This window comes from Lysinibacillus parviboronicapiens (assembly GCF_003049605.2).
GTDB lineage: Bacteria > Bacillota > Bacilli > Bacillales_A > Planococcaceae > Lysinibacillus > Lysinibacillus parviboronicapiens.
The window spans coordinates 295,625-317,667 of sequence record NZ_CP073713.1; the positions used below are offsets into that span (position 1 = coordinate 295,625).

The 22,043-nt window shown below is 37.2% G+C and carries 20 protein-coding genes and 1 riboswitch; of the genes, 13 read left to right on the plus strand and 7 right to left on the minus strand.

Annotated elements, in window-relative coordinates:
* Positions 1–56: 56 nt before the first annotated feature.
* Positions 57–158: riboswitch (purine riboswitch) on the plus strand.
* 139 nt (positions 159–297) lie between these two features.
* From C9J31_RS01585 to C9J31_RS01595, 3 genes are all read left to right on the plus strand, one after another.
* Positions 298–879 carry a xanthine phosphoribosyltransferase gene (locus C9J31_RS01585; RefSeq protein WP_107948551.1) on the plus strand — a complete coding sequence of 194 codons (582 nt, stop codon included), beginning with the start codon at positions 298–300 and terminating at the stop codon, positions 877–879.
* The gene (locus C9J31_RS01590) at positions 879–2,171 is read left to right on the plus strand and encodes a nucleobase:cation symporter-2 family protein (protein ID WP_107948549.1); all 1,293 of its coding nucleotides are present in this window, start codon (positions 879–881) and stop codon (positions 2,169–2,171) included. Before C9J31_RS01585 ends, C9J31_RS01590 begins: the two co-directional genes overlap by 1 nt.
* Positions 2,172–3,704: 1,533 nt before the next feature.
* The gene (locus C9J31_RS01595; protein WP_107924932.1) at positions 3,705–4,226 is read left to right on the plus strand and encodes a DUF2179 domain-containing protein; all 522 of its coding nucleotides are present in this window, start codon (positions 3,705–3,707) and stop codon (positions 4,224–4,226) included.
* A 383-nt stretch (positions 4,227–4,609) separates the two neighbouring features.
* Here the strand turns inward: C9J31_RS01595 and C9J31_RS23920 are convergent, their stop codons facing one another.
* Positions 4,610–5,314 carry a DUF2252 family protein gene (locus C9J31_RS23920; RefSeq protein WP_274520155.1) on the minus strand — a complete coding sequence of 235 codons (705 nt, stop codon included), beginning with the start codon at positions 5,312–5,314 and terminating at the stop codon, positions 4,610–4,612.
* Positions 5,298–5,939, minus strand: coding sequence for a DUF2252 family protein (locus C9J31_RS23925; RefSeq protein ID WP_274520156.1), 642 nt, complete (start codon positions 5,937–5,939; stop codon positions 5,298–5,300). The genes C9J31_RS23920 and C9J31_RS23925 overlap by 17 nt, the downstream gene beginning before the upstream one ends.
* A 160-nt stretch (positions 5,940–6,099) precedes the next feature.
* Here C9J31_RS23925 and C9J31_RS01605 point away from each other — a divergent pair, with 160 nt between their 5' ends.
* Complete coding sequence (locus C9J31_RS01605) at positions 6,100–6,675, plus strand: YitT family protein (RefSeq protein WP_054767918.1); 576 nt, start codon at positions 6,100–6,102, stop codon at positions 6,673–6,675.
* A 66-nt stretch (positions 6,676–6,741) separates the two neighbouring features.
* Here C9J31_RS01605 and C9J31_RS01610 read toward each other — a convergent pair whose 3' ends face one another.
* The 4 genes from C9J31_RS01610 to C9J31_RS01625 all read right to left on the minus strand — a co-directional run bounded on the left by C9J31_RS01610 (position 6,742) and on the right by C9J31_RS01625 (position 10,765).
* Positions 6,742–7,617 (minus strand): DMT family transporter, encoded by an 876-nt coding sequence (locus tag C9J31_RS01610; protein ID WP_107924934.1) that lies wholly within the window; start codon positions 7,615–7,617, stop codon positions 6,742–6,744.
* Positions 7,618–7,724: 107 nt separating this feature from the next.
* Positions 7,725–8,882 (minus strand): PucR family transcriptional regulator, encoded by a 1,158-nt coding sequence (locus C9J31_RS01615; protein ID WP_107948545.1) that lies wholly within the window; start codon positions 8,880–8,882, stop codon positions 7,725–7,727.
* Between the two features lie 289 nt (positions 8,883–9,171).
* Positions 9,172–10,590, minus strand: a complete 1,419-nt coding sequence (locus tag C9J31_RS01620) for an amidase (RefSeq protein WP_107924936.1) — start codon at positions 10,588–10,590, stop codon at positions 9,172–9,174.
* Positions 10,580–10,765 (minus strand): hypothetical protein, encoded by a 186-nt coding sequence (locus C9J31_RS01625; RefSeq protein WP_107948543.1) that lies wholly within the window; start codon positions 10,763–10,765, stop codon positions 10,580–10,582. The genes C9J31_RS01620 and C9J31_RS01625 overlap by 11 nt, the downstream gene beginning before the upstream one ends.
* A gap of 497 nt (positions 10,766–11,262) precedes the next feature.
* Between C9J31_RS01625 and C9J31_RS01630 the strand changes: the two genes are divergently transcribed.
* Together C9J31_RS01630 and C9J31_RS01635 are read left to right on the plus strand one after the other, a co-directional pair.
* On the plus strand, positions 11,263–12,144 hold the full coding sequence (locus C9J31_RS01630; protein WP_054767919.1) for an EAL domain-containing protein: 882 nt from the start codon (positions 11,263–11,265) through the stop codon (positions 12,142–12,144).
* Positions 12,122–13,072 (plus strand): GGDEF domain-containing protein, encoded by a 951-nt coding sequence (locus tag C9J31_RS01635; RefSeq protein WP_107948541.1) that lies wholly within the window; start codon positions 12,122–12,124, stop codon positions 13,070–13,072. The genes C9J31_RS01630 and C9J31_RS01635 overlap by 23 nt, the downstream gene beginning before the upstream one ends.
* An 82-nt stretch (positions 13,073–13,154) precedes the next feature.
* Here C9J31_RS01635 and C9J31_RS01640 read toward each other — a convergent pair whose 3' ends face one another.
* Positions 13,155–13,757, minus strand: coding sequence for an SDR family NAD(P)-dependent oxidoreductase (locus tag C9J31_RS01640; protein WP_193767020.1), 603 nt, complete (start codon positions 13,755–13,757; stop codon positions 13,155–13,157).
* Between the two features lie 196 nt (positions 13,758–13,953).
* On the opposite strand from C9J31_RS01640, the gene C9J31_RS01645 reads away from it, so the two are divergent.
* From C9J31_RS01645 to C9J31_RS01675, 7 genes are all read left to right on the plus strand, one after another.
* Positions 13,954–15,348 carry an L-cystine transporter gene (locus C9J31_RS01645; RefSeq protein WP_107948537.1) on the plus strand — a complete coding sequence of 465 codons (1,395 nt, stop codon included), beginning with the start codon at positions 13,954–13,956 and terminating at the stop codon, positions 15,346–15,348.
* A 291-nt stretch (positions 15,349–15,639) separates the two neighbouring features.
* Positions 15,640–16,659: a serine hydrolase domain-containing protein gene (locus C9J31_RS01650; RefSeq protein ID WP_107948535.1), complete on the plus strand. Its 1,020-nt coding sequence runs from the start codon at positions 15,640–15,642 to the stop codon at positions 16,657–16,659.
* Between the two features lie 17 nt (positions 16,660–16,676).
* Positions 16,677–17,972 carry an ABC transporter substrate-binding protein gene (locus C9J31_RS01655; protein ID WP_107948534.1) on the plus strand — a complete coding sequence of 432 codons (1,296 nt, stop codon included), beginning with the start codon at positions 16,677–16,679 and terminating at the stop codon, positions 17,970–17,972.
* A gap of 248 nt (positions 17,973–18,220) precedes the next feature.
* Entirely contained in the window at positions 18,221–19,147 is a 927-nt protein-coding gene (locus C9J31_RS01660; protein ID WP_107948583.1) for a carbohydrate ABC transporter permease, read from the plus strand.
* Positions 19,148–19,158: 11 nt separating this feature from the next.
* On the plus strand, positions 19,159–19,986 hold the full coding sequence (locus tag C9J31_RS01665; protein WP_054767921.1) for a carbohydrate ABC transporter permease: 828 nt from the start codon (positions 19,159–19,161) through the stop codon (positions 19,984–19,986).
* A 138-nt stretch (positions 19,987–20,124) separates the two neighbouring features.
* Positions 20,125–21,033, plus strand: coding sequence for an N-acetylmuramic acid 6-phosphate etherase (murQ, locus tag C9J31_RS01670; RefSeq protein WP_107948532.1), 909 nt, complete (start codon positions 20,125–20,127; stop codon positions 21,031–21,033).
* Between the two features lie 130 nt (positions 21,034–21,163).
* The gene (locus C9J31_RS01675; protein WP_107948530.1) at positions 21,164–22,036 is read left to right on the plus strand and encodes a MurR/RpiR family transcriptional regulator; all 873 of its coding nucleotides are present in this window, start codon (positions 21,164–21,166) and stop codon (positions 22,034–22,036) included.
* Positions 22,037–22,043 lie beyond the last annotated feature (7 nt).

A 22,043-nucleotide genomic window follows, 5' to 3' on the forward strand; every position in this document is an offset into this window, starting at 1 on the left:
TTATTAATATTCATATTGAATGTACAAAAGTGGATGTTTATAATAAGGACATTCTAACAGCTTAATACCATTTCACTCATATAATAGCGAGAATAGGGCTCGCGAGTTTCTACCGATTTACCGTAAATGAATCGACTATGGGTAGCAATGTTTTAGAAGACCTCCTACAAGTTGGTGAGCCGTTTTTCTAATTGTGTCGACGTTTTTGCGCTGAACGCTTTGCTCCACTCGTAGATGATTGGAATCAAAGTATTCAGCGTTTTTTCTATTATCAATAAGAAAGAAGGATTTAAGGAAATGAAGTTATTACATGACAAAATCATGCAAGAAGGTAAAGTTTTATCTTCATCTGTATTAAAAGTAGATTCGTTTTTAAATCATCAAATTGATCCACAGCTTATGAAGGAAATTGGACATGAGTTTGCAAATCGCTTCTCTGACCAAATTATTACGAAAGTACTGACGATCGAATCTTCAGGTATTGCACCTTCAGTCATGCTTGGGCTGGAAATCGGAGCTCCAGTTGTATTTGCTCGTAAACGGAAATCTCTAACACTATCAGATAATCTTTATTCTTCCGAAGTACACTCTTTCACAAAAAACGAAACAAATGATATTTCAGTATCACGTAATTTTTTAAACGCAGACGATAATGTCTTAATCGTTGACGACTTCCTTGCAAACGGTGAAGCGGTGAAAGGATTATTAGACATCGCATCCCAAGCAGGTGCAAATGTTGTCGGAGTAGGTATCGTTATTGAAAAAGGCTTCCAAGATGGCGGGAAATTATTACGACAACAAGGTATTCGCGTGGAATCTTTAGCAATTGTCAATTCTTTAGAAGATGGCAAAGTAACATTTGCGGAGGATCGCGCGTAATGAATAACTTTAAAGCAACGACACTAGCTATTCAACACTTACTTGCGATGTATGCCGGTGCCATTTTAGTGCCGCTGATTATTGGTGGGGCACTTGGCTTTGATGCTAAACAAATGACGTACTTAGTGGCGATAGACATTATGATGTGTGGTATCGCAACACTGTTACAAGTTTATTCTGGCAAGTTTATCGGTATTGGTTTACCAGTAGTACTGGGTTGTACGTTCACAGCGGTTAGTCCGATTATCGCAATAGGAACCAATCCTGAGCAAGGGATTACAGATATCTATGGTTCGATTATTGCATCTGGTTTAATCGTGGTAGTGATTGCAGGCTTTTTTGGTAAGCTAGTGAAATTCTTCCCACCAGTTGTAACCGGTTCTGTTGTATCGATTATTGGTATCTCATTATTGCCAGTTGCATTGAACAATATGGCGGGTGGACAAGGTGCACCAGATTTTGCATCTGGTTCCAATGTTGCTTTAGCGTTTATTACATTAGCTATTATTTTAGTGGTTTATCGTTTTTCAACAGGCTTCGTCCGTGCCATTTCGATTTTAATCGGATTAGTGGCGGGTACAGTCTTAGGTATATTCATGGGTAAAGTCGATTTTAGTCCTGTTTCCGATGCAGGTGTCTTGCACATGGTACAGCCATTTTACTTCGGCATGCCAACATTCGATGCAACCGCAATTCTTACAATGACGCTTGTAGCGATGGTTTCGCTAGTAGAATCATCAGGGGTTTATTTTGCACTTAGCGATATTTGCAATAAAAAACTAGATTCTAAAGATTTAGCGCGTGGTTATCGTTCTGAAGGTCTTGCTTCTGTCATTGGCGGTATTTTCAATGCTTTCCCATATACAACATTCTCACAAAACGTGGGACTTACACGCATGTCTGGCGTGAAAGACCGCAAAGTTATTTACATCACAGGTGGCTTACTTGTAGCACTTGGCTTCCTACCGAAAATCGCAGCGTTAACAACAATTATTCCAACACCAGTACTTGGTGCGGCAATGCTTGCGATGTTCGGAATGGTGATTACGCAAGGTATGGGTATGTTAGTACCAGTTATGAATGAATCAGCGGAAAATGCCATGATTGCAGCGATTGCTGTCGGTCTTGGTGTCGGCGTATCTGTCGTTCCAGATATCTTTGCATCACTGCCACCGGGCGTAGCCATTTTAACGTCAAATGGCATCGTCTGTGGTTCTGTCACAGCGATTGTCCTGAACATTTTATTTAATATGATTGGCCCAAAACATAAAAATGATCCGATGCAGGGCTAATTTTACAGCAAATAATTAAATAGCTTTCATCTAAATATCCCATATATTTTGATGAAAAGAATGTTAGCAAGTCGCCTATTTTCACCTATTAATTTAGTTGAAAGTAGGTGGCTTTTTTGTATGCGAAAACACATGTTAGAAGAGTTGAGAGGAACAGACGCTATGAGCCTTGTAGCTGTTTTGTATTTAGTACTAGAACCTACATGGACAAAAGTTGCTGCTGGATATTAACGATAATCGGTCTTGCTTGGCTATATGCTGAAGGTAAAGCTATGTGGGCGGTAGCGATTCAAGTTTAACTATTTACGAGTAAAAGAAAGAATAACAAGAAAAAGCAGTGGAGCTTTAATCCACTGCTTTTTTATTCTAAGAGTTTCAAAATATCACCATTACAATAATTAATGAAAGCGCAGAAGATCCTACAAATAGAACCTTAGAATTTCTAAAAATTTCGGATTTTTTCATCAGTAATCCTAATGTCCATGTGACTACTATGAATACAAGCATAGTTATAATAAATTGGAAATTAGGAAAAGAATCACGCATTGTAGAAAAAATCAGTGTTTTAATAGTTAGGTATAAAAATAATGTTAAAAAAACGATATACCCAATTGCTATTATTAATCTTTGCAATTTTTCACCTCGGTAAGACGCTACGTTTTACTTTATAACTACATAAACGTATGAAATAATATCCAAAATATATAATATAAAAATTTAGTGAGTGAAATTATAATATTTTACCTCGTTAGTTACCTATACATAATAGGAAAGCAAACAGCACGCAAACCCACGTTAAATTAACGCAAATCGTGAAAAGCTTTGTAGCATCGAGGGAACCTTAGAACGAATATAAATAAGGAGTTCGGGTGTTTGTTGCATTTAAAGTACCTGTTAGTGAAGTAATACGTTAGCCTTGATACCTTTTTTCAAATACACTCTTTAATAAAGACATAATATGTAAAGACTCGAAACCTTTATCATTCTTTATGCATTCCCTTAATGTTCCCTCAACCATAAATCCTTGTTTTTTCTTTCACCTACTATGTATAATACAACTTGCTTGTTCGATTATCCTGCTTCGTTTTTCATTGAGTAACAAGAAACTATAGAAAACAGCCTATCGAGAAAGGTCTGTATTTCAATAAATTGTTTGCAGGATGCTTTCCAATGACTTTTGGGCACCCATTTACTGTAAACCTAAGTGTTTATTAAAAGGCAAAAGAGGGAAATGTTAAATCTATAACTAAATTGGTGTTACTGTTGTAGCAGAGGCATATAAAACTGATGCTAGGAATTAAAGAAATAGTTATTAGAAAAGGTTTATTAAGCAAAGAACCTGCATATAAGCATATAATCTATTAAACCGTATTAATGTAATTAATATAAAAAAATAGGAGTAGACCTGATAATGTTTTTAAAAGTAAATACATGTTTTAAGGCGCATTCACTATTGAATGCGACCTTTTCATTTAGATATTCATTACTATGAAATAAAGTGTTTCAAAAATTTAACTTCGAAAGGTCTTAAAAATGCAAAATATATTGCTGATTTTATTACTACAATTAATCTATGTACCTTTTTTAACTTTACGTACAATATTCTTAGTTAAAAATGTGACTTTACTTGCAGCGATGTTTGGTATGCTAGAAATGTTAATCTATGTGTTTGGTCTTTCGCTTGTATTTAATGGGGATCAAAGTATTTTAGCAATGATTGTTTATGCAGTTGGTTTTGGTTTGGGTATTTTTGTGGGAGCAAAAATTGAACGCAAACTTGCTATTGGCTATGTATATACGACAATTAACACACAAAATAAAAATGAAGAACTAGTTAAGCTGTTACGAAATGAAGGATTTGCAGTAACGATTTATGTTGGAGAGGGCAGAGACAGTAATCGTTATAAATACGAAATTTTGACGAAGCGAAATCGCGAGGTAGAGCTGTTTCAATTAGTAGAACAACTTGAACCGAATGCATTTATTATTTCATACGAGCCGAAGTCATTTAAAGGCGGTTTCTTGCTTGACAGAATTAGAGCAAAAGTTAAATAAGTTTTATTTTTGCGGGCTATAAGTAATAATTTATTAGAACTTTGTCGTGAGGATAGAGTTAAAATTTTCAAGGCATCATGTAGACCTTCTTCTTGAAAATCGTATAGTTATCGAAGCGTTGTAGCTGTTCTTACACTTTTGAATTACAGGATAACGATTTTTCTTGTCCTAGTTATCTAAAATAATATCATGCTTGTTGAACGAGCTTACATGGAAGACAAAAGGTTTTGAGAATGCACAGCATCTCAAAACCTTTTGCTTTTTTCTGTGTTTTTTGTTCGAAATTTGTGTTGACCGTGACTTAAAAATGTCCAACGTATATAATGCTGTAGCTGTTCGTTCTCGGGAAGAGGTTCTGTTTCATTTATATCTTTGCGGACCCATTATGAGCGACTTTTTTTGTTTACTTCAGAAACTGTTGCTAGATGTTTAAACTTCTCTGCTACCCAATTGTTAAACAGCTCATAGTCTGCATAAACGATTTCCTTGTAGTGCATTGCTTGTAAAATCGTACTTTCAATAAAGACGTTGCGCTCCTTACCGATAGCTTTTAAAATTTCGTCCTCACTATGGTAAGTAAAAACATTAGAATAATCGATATCGGCACGTGCATGAATTTTTGCTGCGATGCGCCCCATAGTGGACGTTGTGACAAAATAATCTTCTAAGTCTTTGTAGTTTTTAGGTTTTATTTTCTTCTTATAAGGTGAACGCTCACGAATATAATATTCTTGCCCATCCATCGTGACATAAGCTAAATGGGGGTCCTCTAAATGATGCATCGCCCTTTGGGTACCGACAACACGTGCACCTTGATGTGCATAGCTAGCCCAGAAAGCTTCATTATATGGAAGGAAGTAAGCAGGAATCGCCGTACGCACTTCCTTCATTTCAAGTACTAAATCTTCTACTCCTAGAGCGTCTGTTTCGCCATCTACTAAAATATAATAGCGTTTTAAACCAATGGATGCAGTGCCTGAGCCATGTTTAACGGCAATGTCTTTAATCATGTACTTGGCAAGTACGTTAGAAATAGCTGCATATTCATCTTCAGATACAGGTTGAACTTCTTCATTCCATGAAAACACGCTGTCCGTTATCGTTAATGTATGTTATATCTTGTAAAAAATGAGAACGTTGACGATTCTCAAGCTTTTTCAAGACTTTTTTAATTGGTCCCTTGGTATTGTCTTTTGTAAATGTTAGCGTTAGCGGATCATCTTGTTTACGTTGGAATCGTTTTAATTGATCCAGATAGCCTTGTAAAAAATGATGCATCGCCATTTTCTGAGCCGCAATATGTAAACCTTGTTCCTCGAGATAAAGTGAGATACTAACGCTCATACGAATAACATCGTATAAATAAGAGCCAACATAGCCTTCATCAAAATCATTGACATCAAAAACGATAGCACCTGTCTCATTTTGGAATGCACCAAAGTTATCCATATGCATATCGCCTTGAATCCAAGTAGGCCTGCTATCGGCTGTATGGAAAATCGATGGCACTTTCGTGATATCAAAATAAAATAAATAGGCACTCCCTCGGAAAAAACGAAATGGACTTTCTAGCATTGTACGATATTTCTCTAAACGCTGTTCCTCATCGAGCCCCATACGCTGGACATCAAATTCTTCAAATATTGTTGCTAGCAGTTCTTTTCGTAAAAATATACGTGTTTGCTTTACCCGCTCAAGTAGGGCTTGCTCCATTAAAATTCCTCTTTTCATAAAATTGGTATTTTACAGTATTATACGTGGAAATTATGAAGAAGGTTTCGTTGAAATCAATGTAATTTTTGCTCATAGTAAAGTCTGTTCAATTCCATTCTTTCATAATATAGTACATGCTCAGTGCTCGGAGGGAGGTTGTATGCTTTTTCTAAAGAAAGGCTTGGTCATCATTATCGGTAGTATTTCTTTATCGTTAGGAATCAATCTATTCTTAACACCCTATGAAATTTTAGATGGAGGAGTTGTGGGATTAGCTTTAATTTTACATTATTTATATAAGCTAAAAATTGGCTTGATGATTATCATTTTAAGTATTCCAATTTTTATTATTGCTTGGTTTAAATATAGGGCTTACTTCTATAATAGTGTACATGGATTAATCGCATCTTCACTTATTATTGATTTGTTAAAGCCAGTTCGTAACATGATTGAAATCGATGCTGTCTATAGTGCGATTTTAGGAGGTATACTTGTTGGCTTTGGTATTGGCTTGATGCTTCGATTTCAGACAAGCACTGGTGGTACTGATCTTATAGCTCAGTTTCTATGTGATAAAACAGGCATCAATGTTGGAGTCCTGATTTTTTTTATTGATTCAATCGTCATCGTATTTGGCGGGCTCCTTTTGTCTTCTAGTACGTTACTGCTTTCTATTATTACAGTATTAATGGTTGGAATTACCACGAGTATTGTTACTAGTCAAAATCATCACTAGAGACAAAAAAATAGCTCCAGCAGGCTGAAACTATTTAACATTCATTTTGTAGAAAAATACTTTTGTTTAGCTATTTAGCAGTCGTTTTTTTGGATAAGCAGGCTTAATCTCTGCGATTAATATAGCCAATAAAATTAGCACCGCACCGATAATCATACGGCCAGTTAGTACTTCATGTAAAAATATTACCGATAACACCATACCGAAAAAGGATTCAGTTGATAGAATAATTGCTGCTTTTGTAGCCGTGGTATATTGATTTGCCACATTTTGAAAGAGGTAAGCAATCGTAGTGGAAAAAATGGCTAAATAGACAATTGAATAGATGGCTTCTTTTTCAAGTGTTGCTGGTATTTCACCTGTACTGATTACTACCACGATTCCTATGAATGATGCTGTTATAAATTGAATAATCGTGAGTGCAATAGCATCTTCTTTTTGTACGAAAAGATTTGTACAAAAAATATCAAATGCAAAGGCAACCGCACATGCTAGTGACAAGATGTCACCAATATTCATCGTCATAGATCCTTGTAATGATAAACAACCTATCCCTACAATCGCCATCATCGAGCCAATTATTTCATAGCCATCAATACGTCGTTTATAAACGGCAAAGGCAATGATTGGTACAATGATGACGTTAACAGCGGTTAAAAATGCATTTTTAGATGGTGTTGTATATTGCAAACCAACTGTTTGAAGAGCGAAGGCAATATATAATATAGTGCCTAATAGCACACCTTTCCATATAACGGATTTACTAGCCTTTTTTAATCTGTATCCAAATAAGACTGTCAGTATAATGGAAGCTAATAAGAACCTTCCTGCCATTACTTGATAAGCAGTTAAATATTCTAATGCGATGGCAGTAATCACGAATCCACTACCCCAAACAATTGCAGTAACAAGTAGCATACCATCAGCTATGTATTGTTTCATCTTTCTTCCTCCTGACTTAAATAAGGATAGCATGAGAAAGAAGAAAATAATTTGACTGTAATTCTAAACTTTCAGGCGTTTTTTTGTACTTATTCCAAAGCTGACAATCATTCTTCAACTTTGCTATGTAGTAAGTACAATTTAACGGCTGTCGATAAGCGTTCATAAAATACATAATCATTTTCTAAAGGAGCTATTAGTTGGCGTATTTTTGTCATGCGATAGCGTATGGTGTTAGGATGACAGAAGTGTGCAACAGCTACTTCTTTAATATTTCCTTTTTTTATCACAAAGGTTATAGCTGTGTTCATTAAATCAGGGTCTACCTTATTCTCTAGTAGGGGGCCTAAGTAATTATTCACATAATCCATAGCAAAGTGTGCGTCCTTACGATGCAATTCAATAAGCAGACAATCAGATGCCAGATTTTTATAATGATAAGTAGAGATTGTGTAAATTTCTGCCATGATACGAGAGAAGTAGGCTTCCCGAACGGCTAGATGAAGCTCTACCTCTGTTAAATGTACATTACTATAACCAATAAAGAGATTCTCTGTTGCAATATCATACATCGTTAGCCATTCGTTAAGTAGCTTTTCAAATTGAAGCTGCTGAGATGGATGGGTCATCAGGATAAACATGCTTTTTTTAAAAGTACATATAATGCCTGATTTCAATAGGGGCTCTAAGTTGAAAAAGTTTTCCATCCATTGCGTATTAACCATTTGGTTCATTTGAACATTTGCAACAAACACATACTTTTCAAAAGTTTTATTCATTTGTTGTAGAAAGGATTTTATTTGTTCATCCGATAGTTCCTCGTTAATTAGACGTCCCATGATGGTTGCTAAAAAGAATGTGTAATCTTGTGTTTTCGCAAAAGCCATTGTTTCTAAAATGATTTTTTCAAAAAATTCATCCCCACCAAATCGTAATATCGGGAAATGATGTTCATCTGCCAAGGCGAGGACTTTTTCTGGCAAATCTTTATAAATAACTGGCTTATAAGCTAAAGCACTAGCATCTAGCTGGATAAGATTTTTCACAGCATTTAATAAATACTCGGGCTCTTGTTTTGCAAATAATAAACTGCTTAGAACAACGCTATTTGGTGTGAAAACCGTTTCTCTAACAGTTTGTATATCAGGCGAAAATTCAAAATCTAGAATTTCTACATTGTGAACAGGTTTATGTAAACCATTGCGACCAGCAACGACTGTAAATGCCTTGGTAATAGGTAGTTGTAAAAAGTTTTTTACGTTCATAAGGGGATCTAGCAACCTTTCTGGTAATGGATTTGAGTTAATAGTTTATATACTTATTATAAAATCTATTATCACTTAAATGAATCACTTTCATAATTCACTTTCATAACGGCGAATATTAACTAAAAAAATAAAGGAATTGTTCCTAATCATATAGGGATATTCCGCTACAGGTGGGCGCTTTCCGCGGGCAAGCACCGAGCTACTTCGGGGAACAGGTTGTTGGACAAAAGGGGTTAATGAAGTAAAAAGCCGCCCACGAATGGACGGCTACATAGTATCTACTATTTTAAATGTTAGCGAAAATATTAGGCTTTCTGTTTTTCATCGGGTTCGTTTGTTCAATAGCATAACCAACGTTTAGGATACGGCCTTCTTTAAAGGCTGGTCCAATGATTTGTAGACCAATAGGTAAGTTGCCTTTGAAACCACAAGGAACAGAGAGTGCCGGTAAACCTGTTAAGTTACTAGGACCAGTAAAACGAATAATATTGTCAATCAAATCTACTTTTTCGCCATTTAGTTCGGCAAAATCATCGCCGATACTACTAGCTACAACAGGTAAGGTTGGTGTAATCATTACATCAACCTGATTGAAAATTTGGGTGAATTCTTGCTTGATTTGTCTACGTACCTGTTGAGCCTGTAAATAATCAACAGCAGAAGGTAATTCACCAAGTTCAAATAATAGACGAATATCATCCCCGAAATCTTGTGGTCTTTTCAGTAAGTCAGAGTGATGAATAGCAGCTGCCTCCGAAAGGGAGGTAATGAGCTCAGCCCATTCTGCATACTGTAAGGATGGAATTTTTACAACCTCAACCCTTGCTCCTTGGTCAACTAAACTTTGAATGCTTGCACGAACAGCACGATCCACATCTGAATCTACGCGATTAAAGAAATAATCCTCATTGACGCCGATGACTAAATCTTTAACATTGCCTGAAAGCTGCTGTACATAATTATCAGCTGCTACATCGACACATGTTGGGTCACGATGATCAAAGCCTGAAATAATTTCAAGCATACCAGCAGCGTCTTTGACTGTCTTTGTCATTGGACCGATATGATCTAGACTCCAAGCAAGTGGGTAACAGCCATATTTACTAACACGACCGTGAGTAGGCTTTAAGCCAACAATTCCACATGCAGATGAAGGGATACGAATTGAACCTGCTGTATCTGTGCCTAATGAAGCAACGCTCGCTCCTGCTGCAACAGCTGCACCAGAGCCCCCGCTAGAGCCACCTGGAATTTTATCTAAATCCCATGGGTTCCGTACAGGTCCGTAATGAGGATTGTTATTTGTAATACCCCAAGCATACTCGTGCATACTCAATTTTCCAGTGAAAATAACACCCGCATCACGGAGCTTTTCCACAACAGTCGCATCATATTGTGACACGAAATCCTTATGAATTTTCGAGGACATCGTTGTTATTTTATCTTTAAAATATAAATTATCTTTTAATGCCATTGGAATGCCATGGTACATGCCGCGATACTGCCCATTTAAAATTTCTTTTTCTGCTTCTTTAGCATGAGCTAAAGCTTCATCATGATAAAAAGCCATATAAGAATTGATCTTTGGTTGACTTTCCTCAGCGAAATTTAAAATTGCCTTCGTCAGTTCGACGGGAGAGAGTGTTTTATGTTCAATTAAGGGTGCCAATTCTTCTACAGATTTCAAATGTAAATCAGTTGTCAATATGGTCACCTCCAGGTATGTTGCGAATAGCGATATCCGCGTCATCAATGGCAACGCCTTCTAAATTGCTACGAAGTGATTGCATGCCTTCCCATCGTGTTTTAAGTAGCTCAAGGTGTTCAGATTTTGCTTCAATTCCTTTGTTCTCCAATAGTTGTTGAATAGACAATCTCATTCACGTGATCCTCCCTTGATAATAATTTATCCCGCTTTAACGGTCAGTAGAAACCCGCCTCAACTTGAAAGCTGAGAGCGAGTAAAGTAAAACGGGCAATCAACTGACCGTAAAAGCCCGATTGGTTCAACGAACAATCACTGGCCCAGTGATTGAAGTTTCACTTTATCTAAATAGGTATTTCCTATAAAGAACAAAATTGATTATCTATCATTGTTCTACCAAATGAAACACAAATTATTATAAAAGGTAATAAAATACTATTATAACAAGCATACACTATTCGTAAATTATATCAAATAAATAGAATGTCATATAATGTCGTTCATGTAAATATTACTATAATTAAGGAAAACTAATGGATGATCTTTTTCTAGCGACTGCTACGCCTTGCTTTGGTAGGAGTATTCGCACTAGCTCTTTTTACATGTTATTCACAGTACATTTACAATGGAAGCGTACAATAGCTATTAATAACCAATTTAAGAGGTGCGAGAATGGAGTCTGTTGTGAGACAAAGTGTAAAATCAAGCAGTTTATTTTCCTATATAAAATATCTTTATGACCAGCATCAAAACAATACTTTATATATGAGGCGATTAAAGGCATTAAAAAAAATCATCCAAGACAAGGATTTGCATACATATTTTCAACCGATAGTCGATTTGCATTCAAAGCAAACGATGGGATTTGAGGCATTAAATCGACCGGAGGCTTCAGATTTGTTTAGCAATGTCGACCATTTTTATGAGTTTGTAGGGCAAACAGATTGTGTGTTTTTATTCGAATGCTTTTGTCGTAACCTATCCTTGCAACGTTTTAAAGAACGATTGCCCGGAGATATAATGCACAAAGATTTTATGCTTTTTCTTAATATTCATCCCAATGTATTATTAGATAAAAAGTATCATAGTGGTGAAACACTACAATTGTTAACGGAGCTTGGCATAAAACCACAGCAGGTTGTTTTTGAGTTGACGGAACGTAGCGCAGTAATCGATTTTGTGGAGTTTGAACGGGTATTATCAAATTATCGTTCACAGGGCTATCGTATTGCAGTGGATGATGTAGGTTCTGGCTACAATAGCTTAAAAACGCTTATTTATTTAAAGCCAGAGTTTATTAAGCTAGATCGTTCATTAATTCAATTTATAGATAAAAATCATGAACAACAGCAGCTTGTCACATTGCTAATGAAGTATGCTGTACAAGCTGAAACCAAAATCATCGCAGAAGGCATTGAACGTCAAGAGGAGCTCGATTATTTACATCAAATAGGCATCCATTATGCACAAGGATATGCATTAGGGAAGCCTGCAAAGGACATACATTTGGGGAAAATAAGGATGGGTGACCATGAAAATAGGGGAAGTCATTGAGAACGTTCCTTGTATTGATGAATATGTAAAAAACAAAGAGGTAGATTTACTTTTTACAAGTAATCCGTCATTGCGAAGTGTTGTGGTTGTTCAAGAAGGTAGACCAATTGGACATATAACACGCACACATTTCTATCAAAAAATTGGTACACGTTATGGCTATAATTTATTTATGGGTCGCCAAAATCAGCTTATTATTAAAGAAAATCCGCTAATTGTTGATAGATGCATACCTATTACGGAAGTAAGTACAGAAGCGATGCAACGACCGGCAGAAGATTTATATGACGATGTAATTGTGACGAAGGATGGTTATTTTTTTGGGGTTGTTAGCATTCGAGAACTATTGTTAAAGTTGGTAGAAACACAGGTAGCTATTGCGAGCTTCTTAAATCCTCTTAGTAGTTTACCTGGCAATAAATTAATCGATGACAAGCTAGAAGAAACCTTGGAGTTTCAGCAATATAGTCTCATTTATTTTGATTTAGATCATTTTAAATCCTATAATGACACGTATGGCTTTAATAAGGGTGATAAAATACTGCGTTATTTAACGGAAATATTGAAAAAGAATATAGCTGGGACACATGATTTTCTAGGGCATATTGGAGGAGATGACTTTGTTGCCATCGTTCCACATTATGAGGTAAGGGCAATTTGTCAGCGGATAATTGACGAGTTTGATTCGCAAATCTTAGGATTTTACGAACTTGAAGACATTGTACATTTACAAGTTCCAAATAGAATAGGTAAACTACAACCCTTCACCTGTACCTCACTTTCTATTGCAGTAGTTACAAATGAACATCGACAGTTTGACTCTGTTGAACAATTATCAGATGCGATTACTCGCATCAAAAAAGAATGCAAGAAAATCTCAGGAAGCTGTTATCTTATCAATGGCAAAGAAACCTACCTCGTTCATTAAAAGAGGCAGGTTTCTTTTCGTTGTTGGGTTACTCCTTAATAAGTACTCCAGCCAGCATCAGCTGCTATTGCTACACCATTAATTAGACCAGAATCTTCAGATGCCAGGAATAGGCAATATTAGCGATATCTGAAACTTGTCCTGCTTTTGGCATTAAGCTTACGCCACGAACTGATTGCTCCATTCCGAATGGATTTACGTTGGTCATCGCTGCGGCAAAGCCTGTTTCTACATGCCCCGGTGCAATGGCATTGCAACGAATATTTTGTGGGCCGTAATGTGAAGCGATGTTTTTTGTCATGCCAACAACTGCATGTTTAGCATTCGTATAAGCTAGACCACCACGTCCACCCGTTAAACCAGCAATCGAGGCCATATTGACAATTGTTCCGCCACCATTTTCGATAAGTACTGGTAAGGCTTGGCGTATGGCACGCATCATCCCTGTTACATTAATGTCCATAACGCGTTGCCATACCGTATCTTGCACATTTGCTGTAGCCTGCATACTGTCACCAACTCCTGCATTGTTGACTAAAATATCTATACGACCGAAATGAGCAACTGCATCGACGTTTACTTTTACACCAAAGGCGTCATAACCAGCCTCGTTAAATTCAGTGACTGTTGTCTTTAAAGCATCTTCATTGCAGTCTGCTACTTTGTTTTGTAATTTCCCACTCAATCTTCTCCTCTTTCCTGAAAAAAAGTTTAGCTTTAAACTAAATTCATTATATTGTGTTTTAGGGGCATAATCAAAAGAAACCGGATCACTTATAAATTAGAAATTTATCAAACTTAATAAAACATACTTGATTAATAGGTATTGTAGGTATATAATTCGATTTACATTATCATAAAACATCTTAGGGGGCTTTCAATTGTCAACTTTACAAGTCATTCTCAACGTAGCCATATTGCTTGTGTTCGTTGGAATTTTATATGTTATGAACAAAAAGCACGTAAAATTTTCAAATCGTGTTTTTGCAGGTCTAGGCTTGGGTATCGCACTCGGTCTTGGACTTCAATTATTTTACGGTATTGATTCGCAAGTTTTAGCCGAAACAACACCGTGGTACAGCATCATTGGTACCGGTTATGTAAAATTGCTTCAAATGGTCGCGATGCCATTAATATTCATCTCCATTTTAATTGCCTTTACGAAAATGACTATTGGCAAAAACTTTGGGAAAATGGCAGCACTTATTTTAGCCATTTTAATTGGTACAACAGCTGTTTCAGCGGGCGTTGGTATTCTATCAGCAACAATTTTTGATCTTGATGCAACACAAATCATGCACGGTGATGCTGAAACTGAACGTGGTGCATATCTGGAAGAAAAAACAAGTGGCATGACAGCACCCGATTTACCAACACAAATTATTGAATTGTTCCCAGCGAACCCATTCCTTGATTTAACTGGTGCTCGTTCAACATCGACGATTGCTGTTGTTATATTCGCAGCATTCTTAGGTTTCGCCTATTTACGTGTAGCACGTAAAGATGAAGCAACAGGCGCTACGATTAAAAAAGGACTAGATGCAATCTATGCACTTATTATGGGTGTCGTAACAATTGTTTTACGCTTAACACCATATGGTATTTTAGCTATCATGGCTCGTACAGTTGCAACATCAGATTTCGGTGCGATTTACAATATGGGTAAATTTGTAATTGCTTCTTATGTAGCATTAATCATTATGTTACTTGTACATTTACTAATCATTTCGTTAAGTGGCTTAAATCCATTTACGTATTTAAAAAAATCAGCGGAAACATTATTATTCGCCTTCACTTCTCGTTCAAGTGCGGGTGCGTTACCGATGAATATTAAAACGCAAACAGGGCGACTTGGTGTACCAGAAGGTATTGCAAACTTCTCAGGTTCGTTTGGGTTATCGATTGGTCAAAATGGCTGTGCGGGTGTCTATCCTGCCATGCTTGCCATTATGATTGCTCCAACAGTCGGCATCAATCCACTAGACCCAGTGTTCATCATTACTGTTATTGCAGTAGTAGCAGTCAGTTCCTTTGGTGTAGCAGGTGTGGGCGGTGGTGCAACATTTGCAGCGATCTTAGTATTATCAGCACTTGACTTACCAATAGCACTTGCGGGTATTTTAATCTCTGTTGAGCCATTAATCGACATGGGTCGTACTGCATTGAATGTAAGTGGTTCGATGACGGCAGGTGTCGCAACGGCACGTGTTACAAAAGAGTTGGATACTGAAATTTACAATAATAAAGATGTTAGCGCACAAGTAGCAGATCTTTAAGATTTAAGAGTTATATCTCCATTTTTTGGAGAGTAACTCTTTTTATTTGCCCAGAAAGAACATAACACTACGATGTTTGAATTAGTTCCACCGAAAAATAGTTAAAAATTACAATTTATTATTGATATCAAGAGTCATCTTTTTCACTCAATGTGGAAGGTTGGCTCTTTTAGTTTTTGATATTATGCATAAATTTTAAAAAAATATTTTAAAAAATGTGTTGTTGTTTAGCATTTTATTTTATATGATTTATTTACAGAAAATTAAGAATTGTATCTGTGGGGTGCTAATTTGGTTCATACATTTATGAAAAGTTTAGTGTCAGAGAGAAAGATTCCAGGCGGCGTCCTCATCATACAACAACAACATACGCGCATTATGACGCAAAGCTTTGGCGCCTATAGTGCTGCAAATTTAAGCACACAACAAATAACAACCAATACATTATTTGATTTGGCATCATTGACCAAGGTCGTGGCGACATTACCTGCAACTTTGTTATTACTTAGTAGGAATGCAATAAAGCTCACAGATACCGTACAAACCTTCTTGCCGGATTTTAAATATCCTACAGTAAATATTCAGCATCTTTTACAGCATAGTTCGGGACTAGTAGCTGATTTAGATCCACCTGTAAAAAGACATCATCAACGGGATATCATGGGGGAAGTATTATCAGCGGGTGTAATCACTCAACCGGGCAAGCAAGTACTCTATAGTGATTTGAGTATGATTTTATTAGGCAAAATCATCGAAGAGGTTTCAGGGCAGTCTCTTGATTATTTCGTAGATAGAGAAATTGCTAAGCCATGGGGCATGCATGATACACAGTATAAACTGTCAAAAGAGCAACAAATGCAAGCGGCTTCAACAGAAAAGATTGAAATTAAATTTGTACAGGGAATTGTTCATGATGAGAAGGCGTTACTACTTCAAGAAGTAAGCGGTAGTGCAGGTTTATTTTCGTGTGCAGAAGATTTAGCAACATTTGCACAATATTGGTTAGGCATTACTCAGCAGTCGGTTATACCGTTCGATTGGATGACCTTAGCGTATACAAATATTATTGAAAACAGAGGACTTGGCTTCGAGGTTTGGAATGGAAGTGATGTATTGAAGTGCTTCGGTAGGGGGTGGACTAAGGGATCTTTTGGTCATACAGGATTTACAGGTACAAGTATATGGATGGATCCGGTGAAAAAGGCTTTCGTCATTTTATTAACAAATGCTGTGCATTATGGAAGAGACAGAGGTTTTATGGAGATTAGAGAAAAAATTCATACGATGATTTTTGAAGAACTAATTACATGAAAGGTGGATGCATGGTTATGAAAAAGATCAACAAATGGCTCTTTATGATGCCATTATTAATAGTGGCGGCTTTAGTAGGCTGTTCTTCAAATGAGGAGCCAGCAAAAGAGACAGCGCCTGTTTCAAGTACGGATGACCATAGAGTTGAAGAAGTTTCATTAACGATTGGTAGTTGGCGGACAGAGGATGTTGCCAAATATGAAAAAGTCATTGCCTTATTCAATGAGAAACATCCTGATATCAAAGTTTCTTTTAATCCAACAAAAAATACTGAATACAATACCGTGCTTAATACTGCATTACAAGCAGGGGAAGGACCTGACATTTTTCACTTACGTCCATACGCAGCAGGTTTAAAGTTAGCTGAAGCGGGCTTCGTAGAAAAAATTAACGATTTACAGGGATTAAGCACATATCCAGAAGAAGCATTAATTGCTTCAAAAGATGCGGAGGGCAATCAATATGGTGTTCCGATTAATTTAAGTTCCACACAGTTCTTCTACAATAAAAAGATTTTCGCAGATAATGGGCTGGAAGTACCGCAAACTTGGGATGAGTTTATGCAATTGAATGATACTTTATTAGAAAAAGGCATTACACCTATTGCAATGGGAACAAAGGAGAGCTGGCTATTATCTCTACTACACGGTATTGTCGGGCCAGCAATTTATGAAGGAAATGATTTTTACAAGGCAGTACTTGCAGGTGAAAAAGATTTTACTGACCCAGCATTCATAGAATCCCTTCAAGTAATGAATGATTTGAAAAAGTATTTCCCTGCAAATTCAGAGGGATTAGGTATGGATGATATACGCACACTTTTTGCGCTGGAAGAAGCAGCGACGTTTCCTTTAGGAAGCTGGGAGATACCAGTTGTGCTAGAAATGAATCCAGATTTAGATTTCGGCTACTTCCCGATTCCATCAAAAACGGGAACTAAGACGGTGACAACATGGGTGGATGGTTCTTTTGCGATAAATGCAAATTCCGAGAATAAAGAAGCAGCGAAAGTATTTTTAGAATTTTTAACAACTAAAGAATTTGGTGAGCTATTCGTCAAGGAATTCTCAATGATTAGTGCAATTCCTGGCATTTCATCTGACAATGCATTGTTAAATGATTTAAGTAAATCAACGGAGAGTGAAGCGACACCTTACATGTGGGTAACCAACTTTACTGGTGGAGATCCAACAACGAAAACCGTGTTAGAAACGGAGTTACAAGGTATGTATTTAGGTCAAGTGAAGCTAGAGGATGTTGCGGCAAAAGTGCAAGATAATGCAAAAACATGGTTCGCGCCATTCCAAAAATAAATCAAAATAAAAAAGACACCATATGCTGTGGTAGTTTTGGCGCTAACTTTGAGAGCGTGAAGTAAACTTTGCTTACTTACACTTATTACTTAACGAGAACAGATATTATGGCCAACACAAAGATAGAGAAATTTCATACGATTTCTGGTTTTTAAGTAGGGCCCCACTAGCGCTTCTCAAAAAGTAGGTGGGGTCTTACCGTCTAGGATATGACAGGGGGTATTCGAAAATTGAAAACAGTGACAGTTATGCCTTCGAAAAAGAAAAAATCTTGGGCGAAGTGGACCATACATTTGTTTCCAATCCCGGCACTAGTAATATACGGTATGTTTGTGTTGTATCCAATTTTAGCGGCTCTGTCCTATAGTTTTTTCGAGTGGAAAGGTATGTCGAGAGGAGATTTTGTAGGCTTTCAAAATTTCGTGACATTATTTACGACAGAGCCTTATGGATCCATGTTTTGGAACGCTTTCAAACATAATGTGTTGTATTTTGTATTACAAATGGTCGTTATGAATGGTCTCGCCCTATTTCTTGCCTTTATTATTTACCAAAAAATCAAAGGCGCAGAGTTTTTTAAAGCAGCATTTTTTCTACCACGATTATTATCAGTGATTGTTGTAGGATTTTTATGGAAGTTAATATTGAATCCCAATTTCGGCACATTGAATATCATTTTAGAGAAAATCGGCTTAGAGAGCTTACAACGTGCATGGTTAGGGGATCCCAATACAGCATTAATCGCCATTATTTTAGTAAACTGCTGGTTTGGTCTCGGCTTTGGGGTATTAATTTTCTTAGCAGGATTTCAGAGCATCCCAGCTGAGTTAATAGAGGCTGCGAGGTTAGATGGAGCGAAGGGTTTTACGTTATTACGGACCATTTATCTGCCATTAATGGTACCTTCAATTACGATTATGGGTGTGTTAACTTTCATTCAATCATTTGAAGCCTTTGAGCTTGTCTATGCAATGCAAGGGTCAATGGGTGAACCTTATTATTCAACTGATACGTTGGCAGTATTCTTTTACCGTTTAGCATTTGGTAGCTCTACAGCATCAGGTACGACGGCGATTGGCTTAGGTTCAGCATTAGCCACGGTTTTATTCTTATTCATTTTGATTTGCACAACGGTGTTTTTACGTTTTGCGAACAAAAAAGACGTGCAGATGTAGGAGGTGCATAGATGAAGCAGGGCGCAATTTGGACACGACCGTTTTATTATATTGTGGTATTTGCTATGGCGACAATTAGTTTATATCCTATTTTATTAATGATGTTATCATCTTTTAAGACAAGTGTTGAAATTTACAAAAATCCTTTAGGATTACCGACCAGCTTTAGCTTAGATACTTACCGTACATTATTGTCAAAAATTCCGTTTACAACGTATTTCATGAATAGCGTCTTTGTAAGCATTGTATCAGTTGTATTGATTGTCATAATCTGTTCATTGGCTTCCTTCTATATTGCACGCTTTAAATTTTCTTGGAATAATGCTTTATTTTTCATCTTCTTATTAGGAATGATGATTCCTATTAAGCTGGGGATTGTACCATTGTTTATTTTAATGCGTGATTTGGGGCTTATTAATTCACTATGGTCATTGGTTTTTATGAATATTGCGACAGGTATTCCATTAACAATGTTAATTTTAACTGGATTTTTCAGGACAATGCCGTATGAACTAGAAGAGGCTGCACGTATTGATGGGGCCGGTAATTTGCGTGTGCTCTGGCATGTGGTGTTACCTTTAATGAGACCGGCGCTTGGCACTGTAGTCATTATTAATTTTATCGCTGCTTGGAATGACTTTTTCTTCCCGCTTATATTCATTACTGATAAGGTAAAGCGCACAATTCCGGTAGGGATGATGTCGCTTTTTGGAGAGCATTCTGCGGATTGGGGCTCACTATTTGCAGGTTTAACACTGGCTTCGTTGCCTATGATTGTTTTGTTCTTCATTGCTTCTAAACAGTTCATGGAAGGGTTGACAGCCGGAGCAGTGAAGTAATGCACCTCAATAGTTACGTGAACTTAGTGAAAGAAAGGAGCAAGGGTATACTCCAATTTTTAATCGACATCCCTTCAATGACAGAAGAATGTAGTGTGATTTAGATAATGAAGATAAGGCAGGAGGAATCTGACTTCGATGGATCGATTGACAAAGTTGGAAACAGAAGGCTATCATCCAAAAACGGCAAACTTAGATTTAATGTCTATCACTGAAATTGTGCGGCTTATGAATGAGGATGATGTAAAGATTCCGCAAGCAATCGCCAAAGTGTTACCTGAAATTGAGCGTGCGATTGAAGCAGTTATTATAGCTATAAAAAACGGGGGGCGATTATTTTACGTAGGAGCAGGAACGAGTGGTCGCATAGGTTTACTAGACGCAGTCGAGTGTCCACCGACTTTCAGTACATCATCGGAGCTCGTACAGGCGGTGTTAGCAGGTGGCTTAGACGCAGTCGTAGTCGCTGTCGAAGGTGCAGAGGATAATGAAGCCTTGGGACAAGAGGCACTACAACATCGTGTCCTACAGGCAAAGGACATTGTTATTGGAATAGCCGCAAGTGGAAGAACCCCATTCGTGAAGGGTGCGCTTGTTTATGCGCAACAAATCGGGGCGAAAACGGTAAGCTTAACGAGTAATCCACAATCAATGATTAGTAGATATGCAGATATAGCGATAGAGGTAATGACAGGACCAGAAATTTTAACAGGATCTACCAGACTAAAGGCAGCAACTGCCCATAAACAAATTCTTAATATGATCACAACAACAACAATGATTAAACTTGGGAAAGTATATAAAAATTTAATGGTGGATGTTCATGCGAGTAATGTTAAATTACGCGAACGGGCAAAAAAGATTGTTTGTGATGCCACGGGTGTTTCCTATCAAGAGGCCGAAAGCGTATTGACGCAAACGGATTATAAAGTGAAACTAGCCATCATCATGCTTTTGATGGAGACAACTTATGAAGAAGCAGAACGATTATTAGCCCAATCTGAAGGACATGTACGGACAGCGATGGAGTTAAAGAACAGGAAGTAAAAAAAGGAAACAGAGCTAATTATTTGTACTGTGTATCTGGGCATTAACAGGTGGAGCTGGCACAGCTAGCTCCAAAATCCATAAGATATTTGTCGTTGCATTACATATTGGAAAACGGAGTTGATAGTAAATGGAGAAAATCAATGCAGGGTTAATTATGCTGGCAGAAATGGAGGAGCGGCTTCCCCCTTCAGAACGAAAGGTAGCTAGCTACATTTTAGAACATCCGACGAAAGCCATTAAAATGACTGCTGTTGAATTGGGGGAAGCAAGTAAAACAAGTGGTGCAGCAGTGATTCGTCTCTGTAAATCGTTAAATGTTAGTGGTATACAAGAGTTGAAACTACGTATTGCAGGAGATTTACAACGCGAAATGGTAGATGATCGTGATATTGAACCAAATGAACCATTACAAACTATTGTAGAAAAGGTGACGACCCAAAGTAGTCAAATTTTACGGGAAACTGCAGACTTAATAGATGACAAAGAGTTATTGAGAGCGGTGACATCTCTAGCGCAGGCTAAGCGGATTTTCTTTTTTGGCGTTGGTGCATCAGGTATTGCGGCAATGGATGCAGACCAGAAATTTTTGCGTATTAATAAAAATAGTACGGCACTAATGGACTTGCATTTAGGAGCTACAGCAGTAGTAAATGCAGAGGAAGGGGATGTGGTAGTGGGGATATCATTTTCTGGTGAAACACATGAAGTGGCAAAAATTTTAGAAATAGCTAGTGAAACACCAGCGACAACCATTAGTTTAACGCGTTACGGCAATTCGCTAGTGTCTAGCCTAGCAGATATTTGTTTATATACATCGCCAAATGTAGAAGCAACTTTTAGAAGTGGTGCCACATCATCACGGCTTGCTCAACTACATGTTATTGATATTCTATTTATGGCTGTGGCTACTAATTCCTATGAACAAACAATCAATTATCTAGACACGACACGCGCTGCCATCGAGGGCCTTCATAAGAAGGTTGTAAAACGTAAAAATTGAGGTTGCG

Bases quoted from the DNA above. Each gene is read 5' to 3' on its own strand.
- C9J31_RS01585 (WP_107948551.1), top strand. From the start codon at position 298: ATGAAGTTATTACATGACAAAATCATGCAAGAAGGTAAAGTTTTATCT.
- C9J31_RS01590 (WP_107948549.1), top strand. From the start codon at position 879: ATGAATAACTTTAAAGCAACGACACTAGCTATTCAACACTTACTTGCG.
- C9J31_RS01595 (WP_107924932.1), top strand. From the start codon at position 3,705: ATGCAAAATATATTGCTGATTTTATTACTACAATTAATCTATGTACCT.
- C9J31_RS23925 (WP_274520156.1), bottom strand. From the start codon at position 5,939: ATGGAGCAAGCCCTACTTGAGCGGGTAAAGCAAACACGTATATTTTTA.
- C9J31_RS01605 (WP_054767918.1), top strand. From the start codon at position 6,100: ATGCTTTTTCTAAAGAAAGGCTTGGTCATCATTATCGGTAGTATTTCT.
- C9J31_RS01610 (WP_107924934.1), bottom strand. From the start codon at position 7,617: ATGAAACAATACATAGCTGATGGTATGCTACTTGTTACTGCAATTGTT.
- C9J31_RS01615 (WP_107948545.1), bottom strand. From the start codon at position 8,882: ATGAACGTAAAAAACTTTTTACAACTACCTATTACCAAGGCATTTACA.
- C9J31_RS01625 (WP_107948543.1), bottom strand. From the start codon at position 10,765: ATGAGATTGTCTATTCAACAACTATTGGAGAACAAAGGAATTGAAGCA.
- C9J31_RS01630 (WP_054767919.1), top strand. From the start codon at position 11,263: ATGGAGTCTGTTGTGAGACAAAGTGTAAAATCAAGCAGTTTATTTTCC.
- C9J31_RS01635 (WP_107948541.1), top strand. From the start codon at position 12,122: ATGAAAATAGGGGAAGTCATTGAGAACGTTCCTTGTATTGATGAATAT.
- C9J31_RS01655 (WP_107948534.1), top strand. From the start codon at position 16,677: ATGAAAAAGATCAACAAATGGCTCTTTATGATGCCATTATTAATAGTG.
- C9J31_RS01660 (WP_107948583.1), top strand. From the start codon at position 18,221: ATGCCTTCGAAAAAGAAAAAATCTTGGGCGAAGTGGACCATACATTTG.
- C9J31_RS01665 (WP_054767921.1), top strand. From the start codon at position 19,159: ATGAAGCAGGGCGCAATTTGGACACGACCGTTTTATTATATTGTGGTA.
- murQ (WP_107948532.1), top strand. From the start codon at position 20,125: ATGGATCGATTGACAAAGTTGGAAACAGAAGGCTATCATCCAAAAACG.
- C9J31_RS01675 (WP_107948530.1), top strand. From the start codon at position 21,164: ATGGAGAAAATCAATGCAGGGTTAATTATGCTGGCAGAAATGGAGGAG.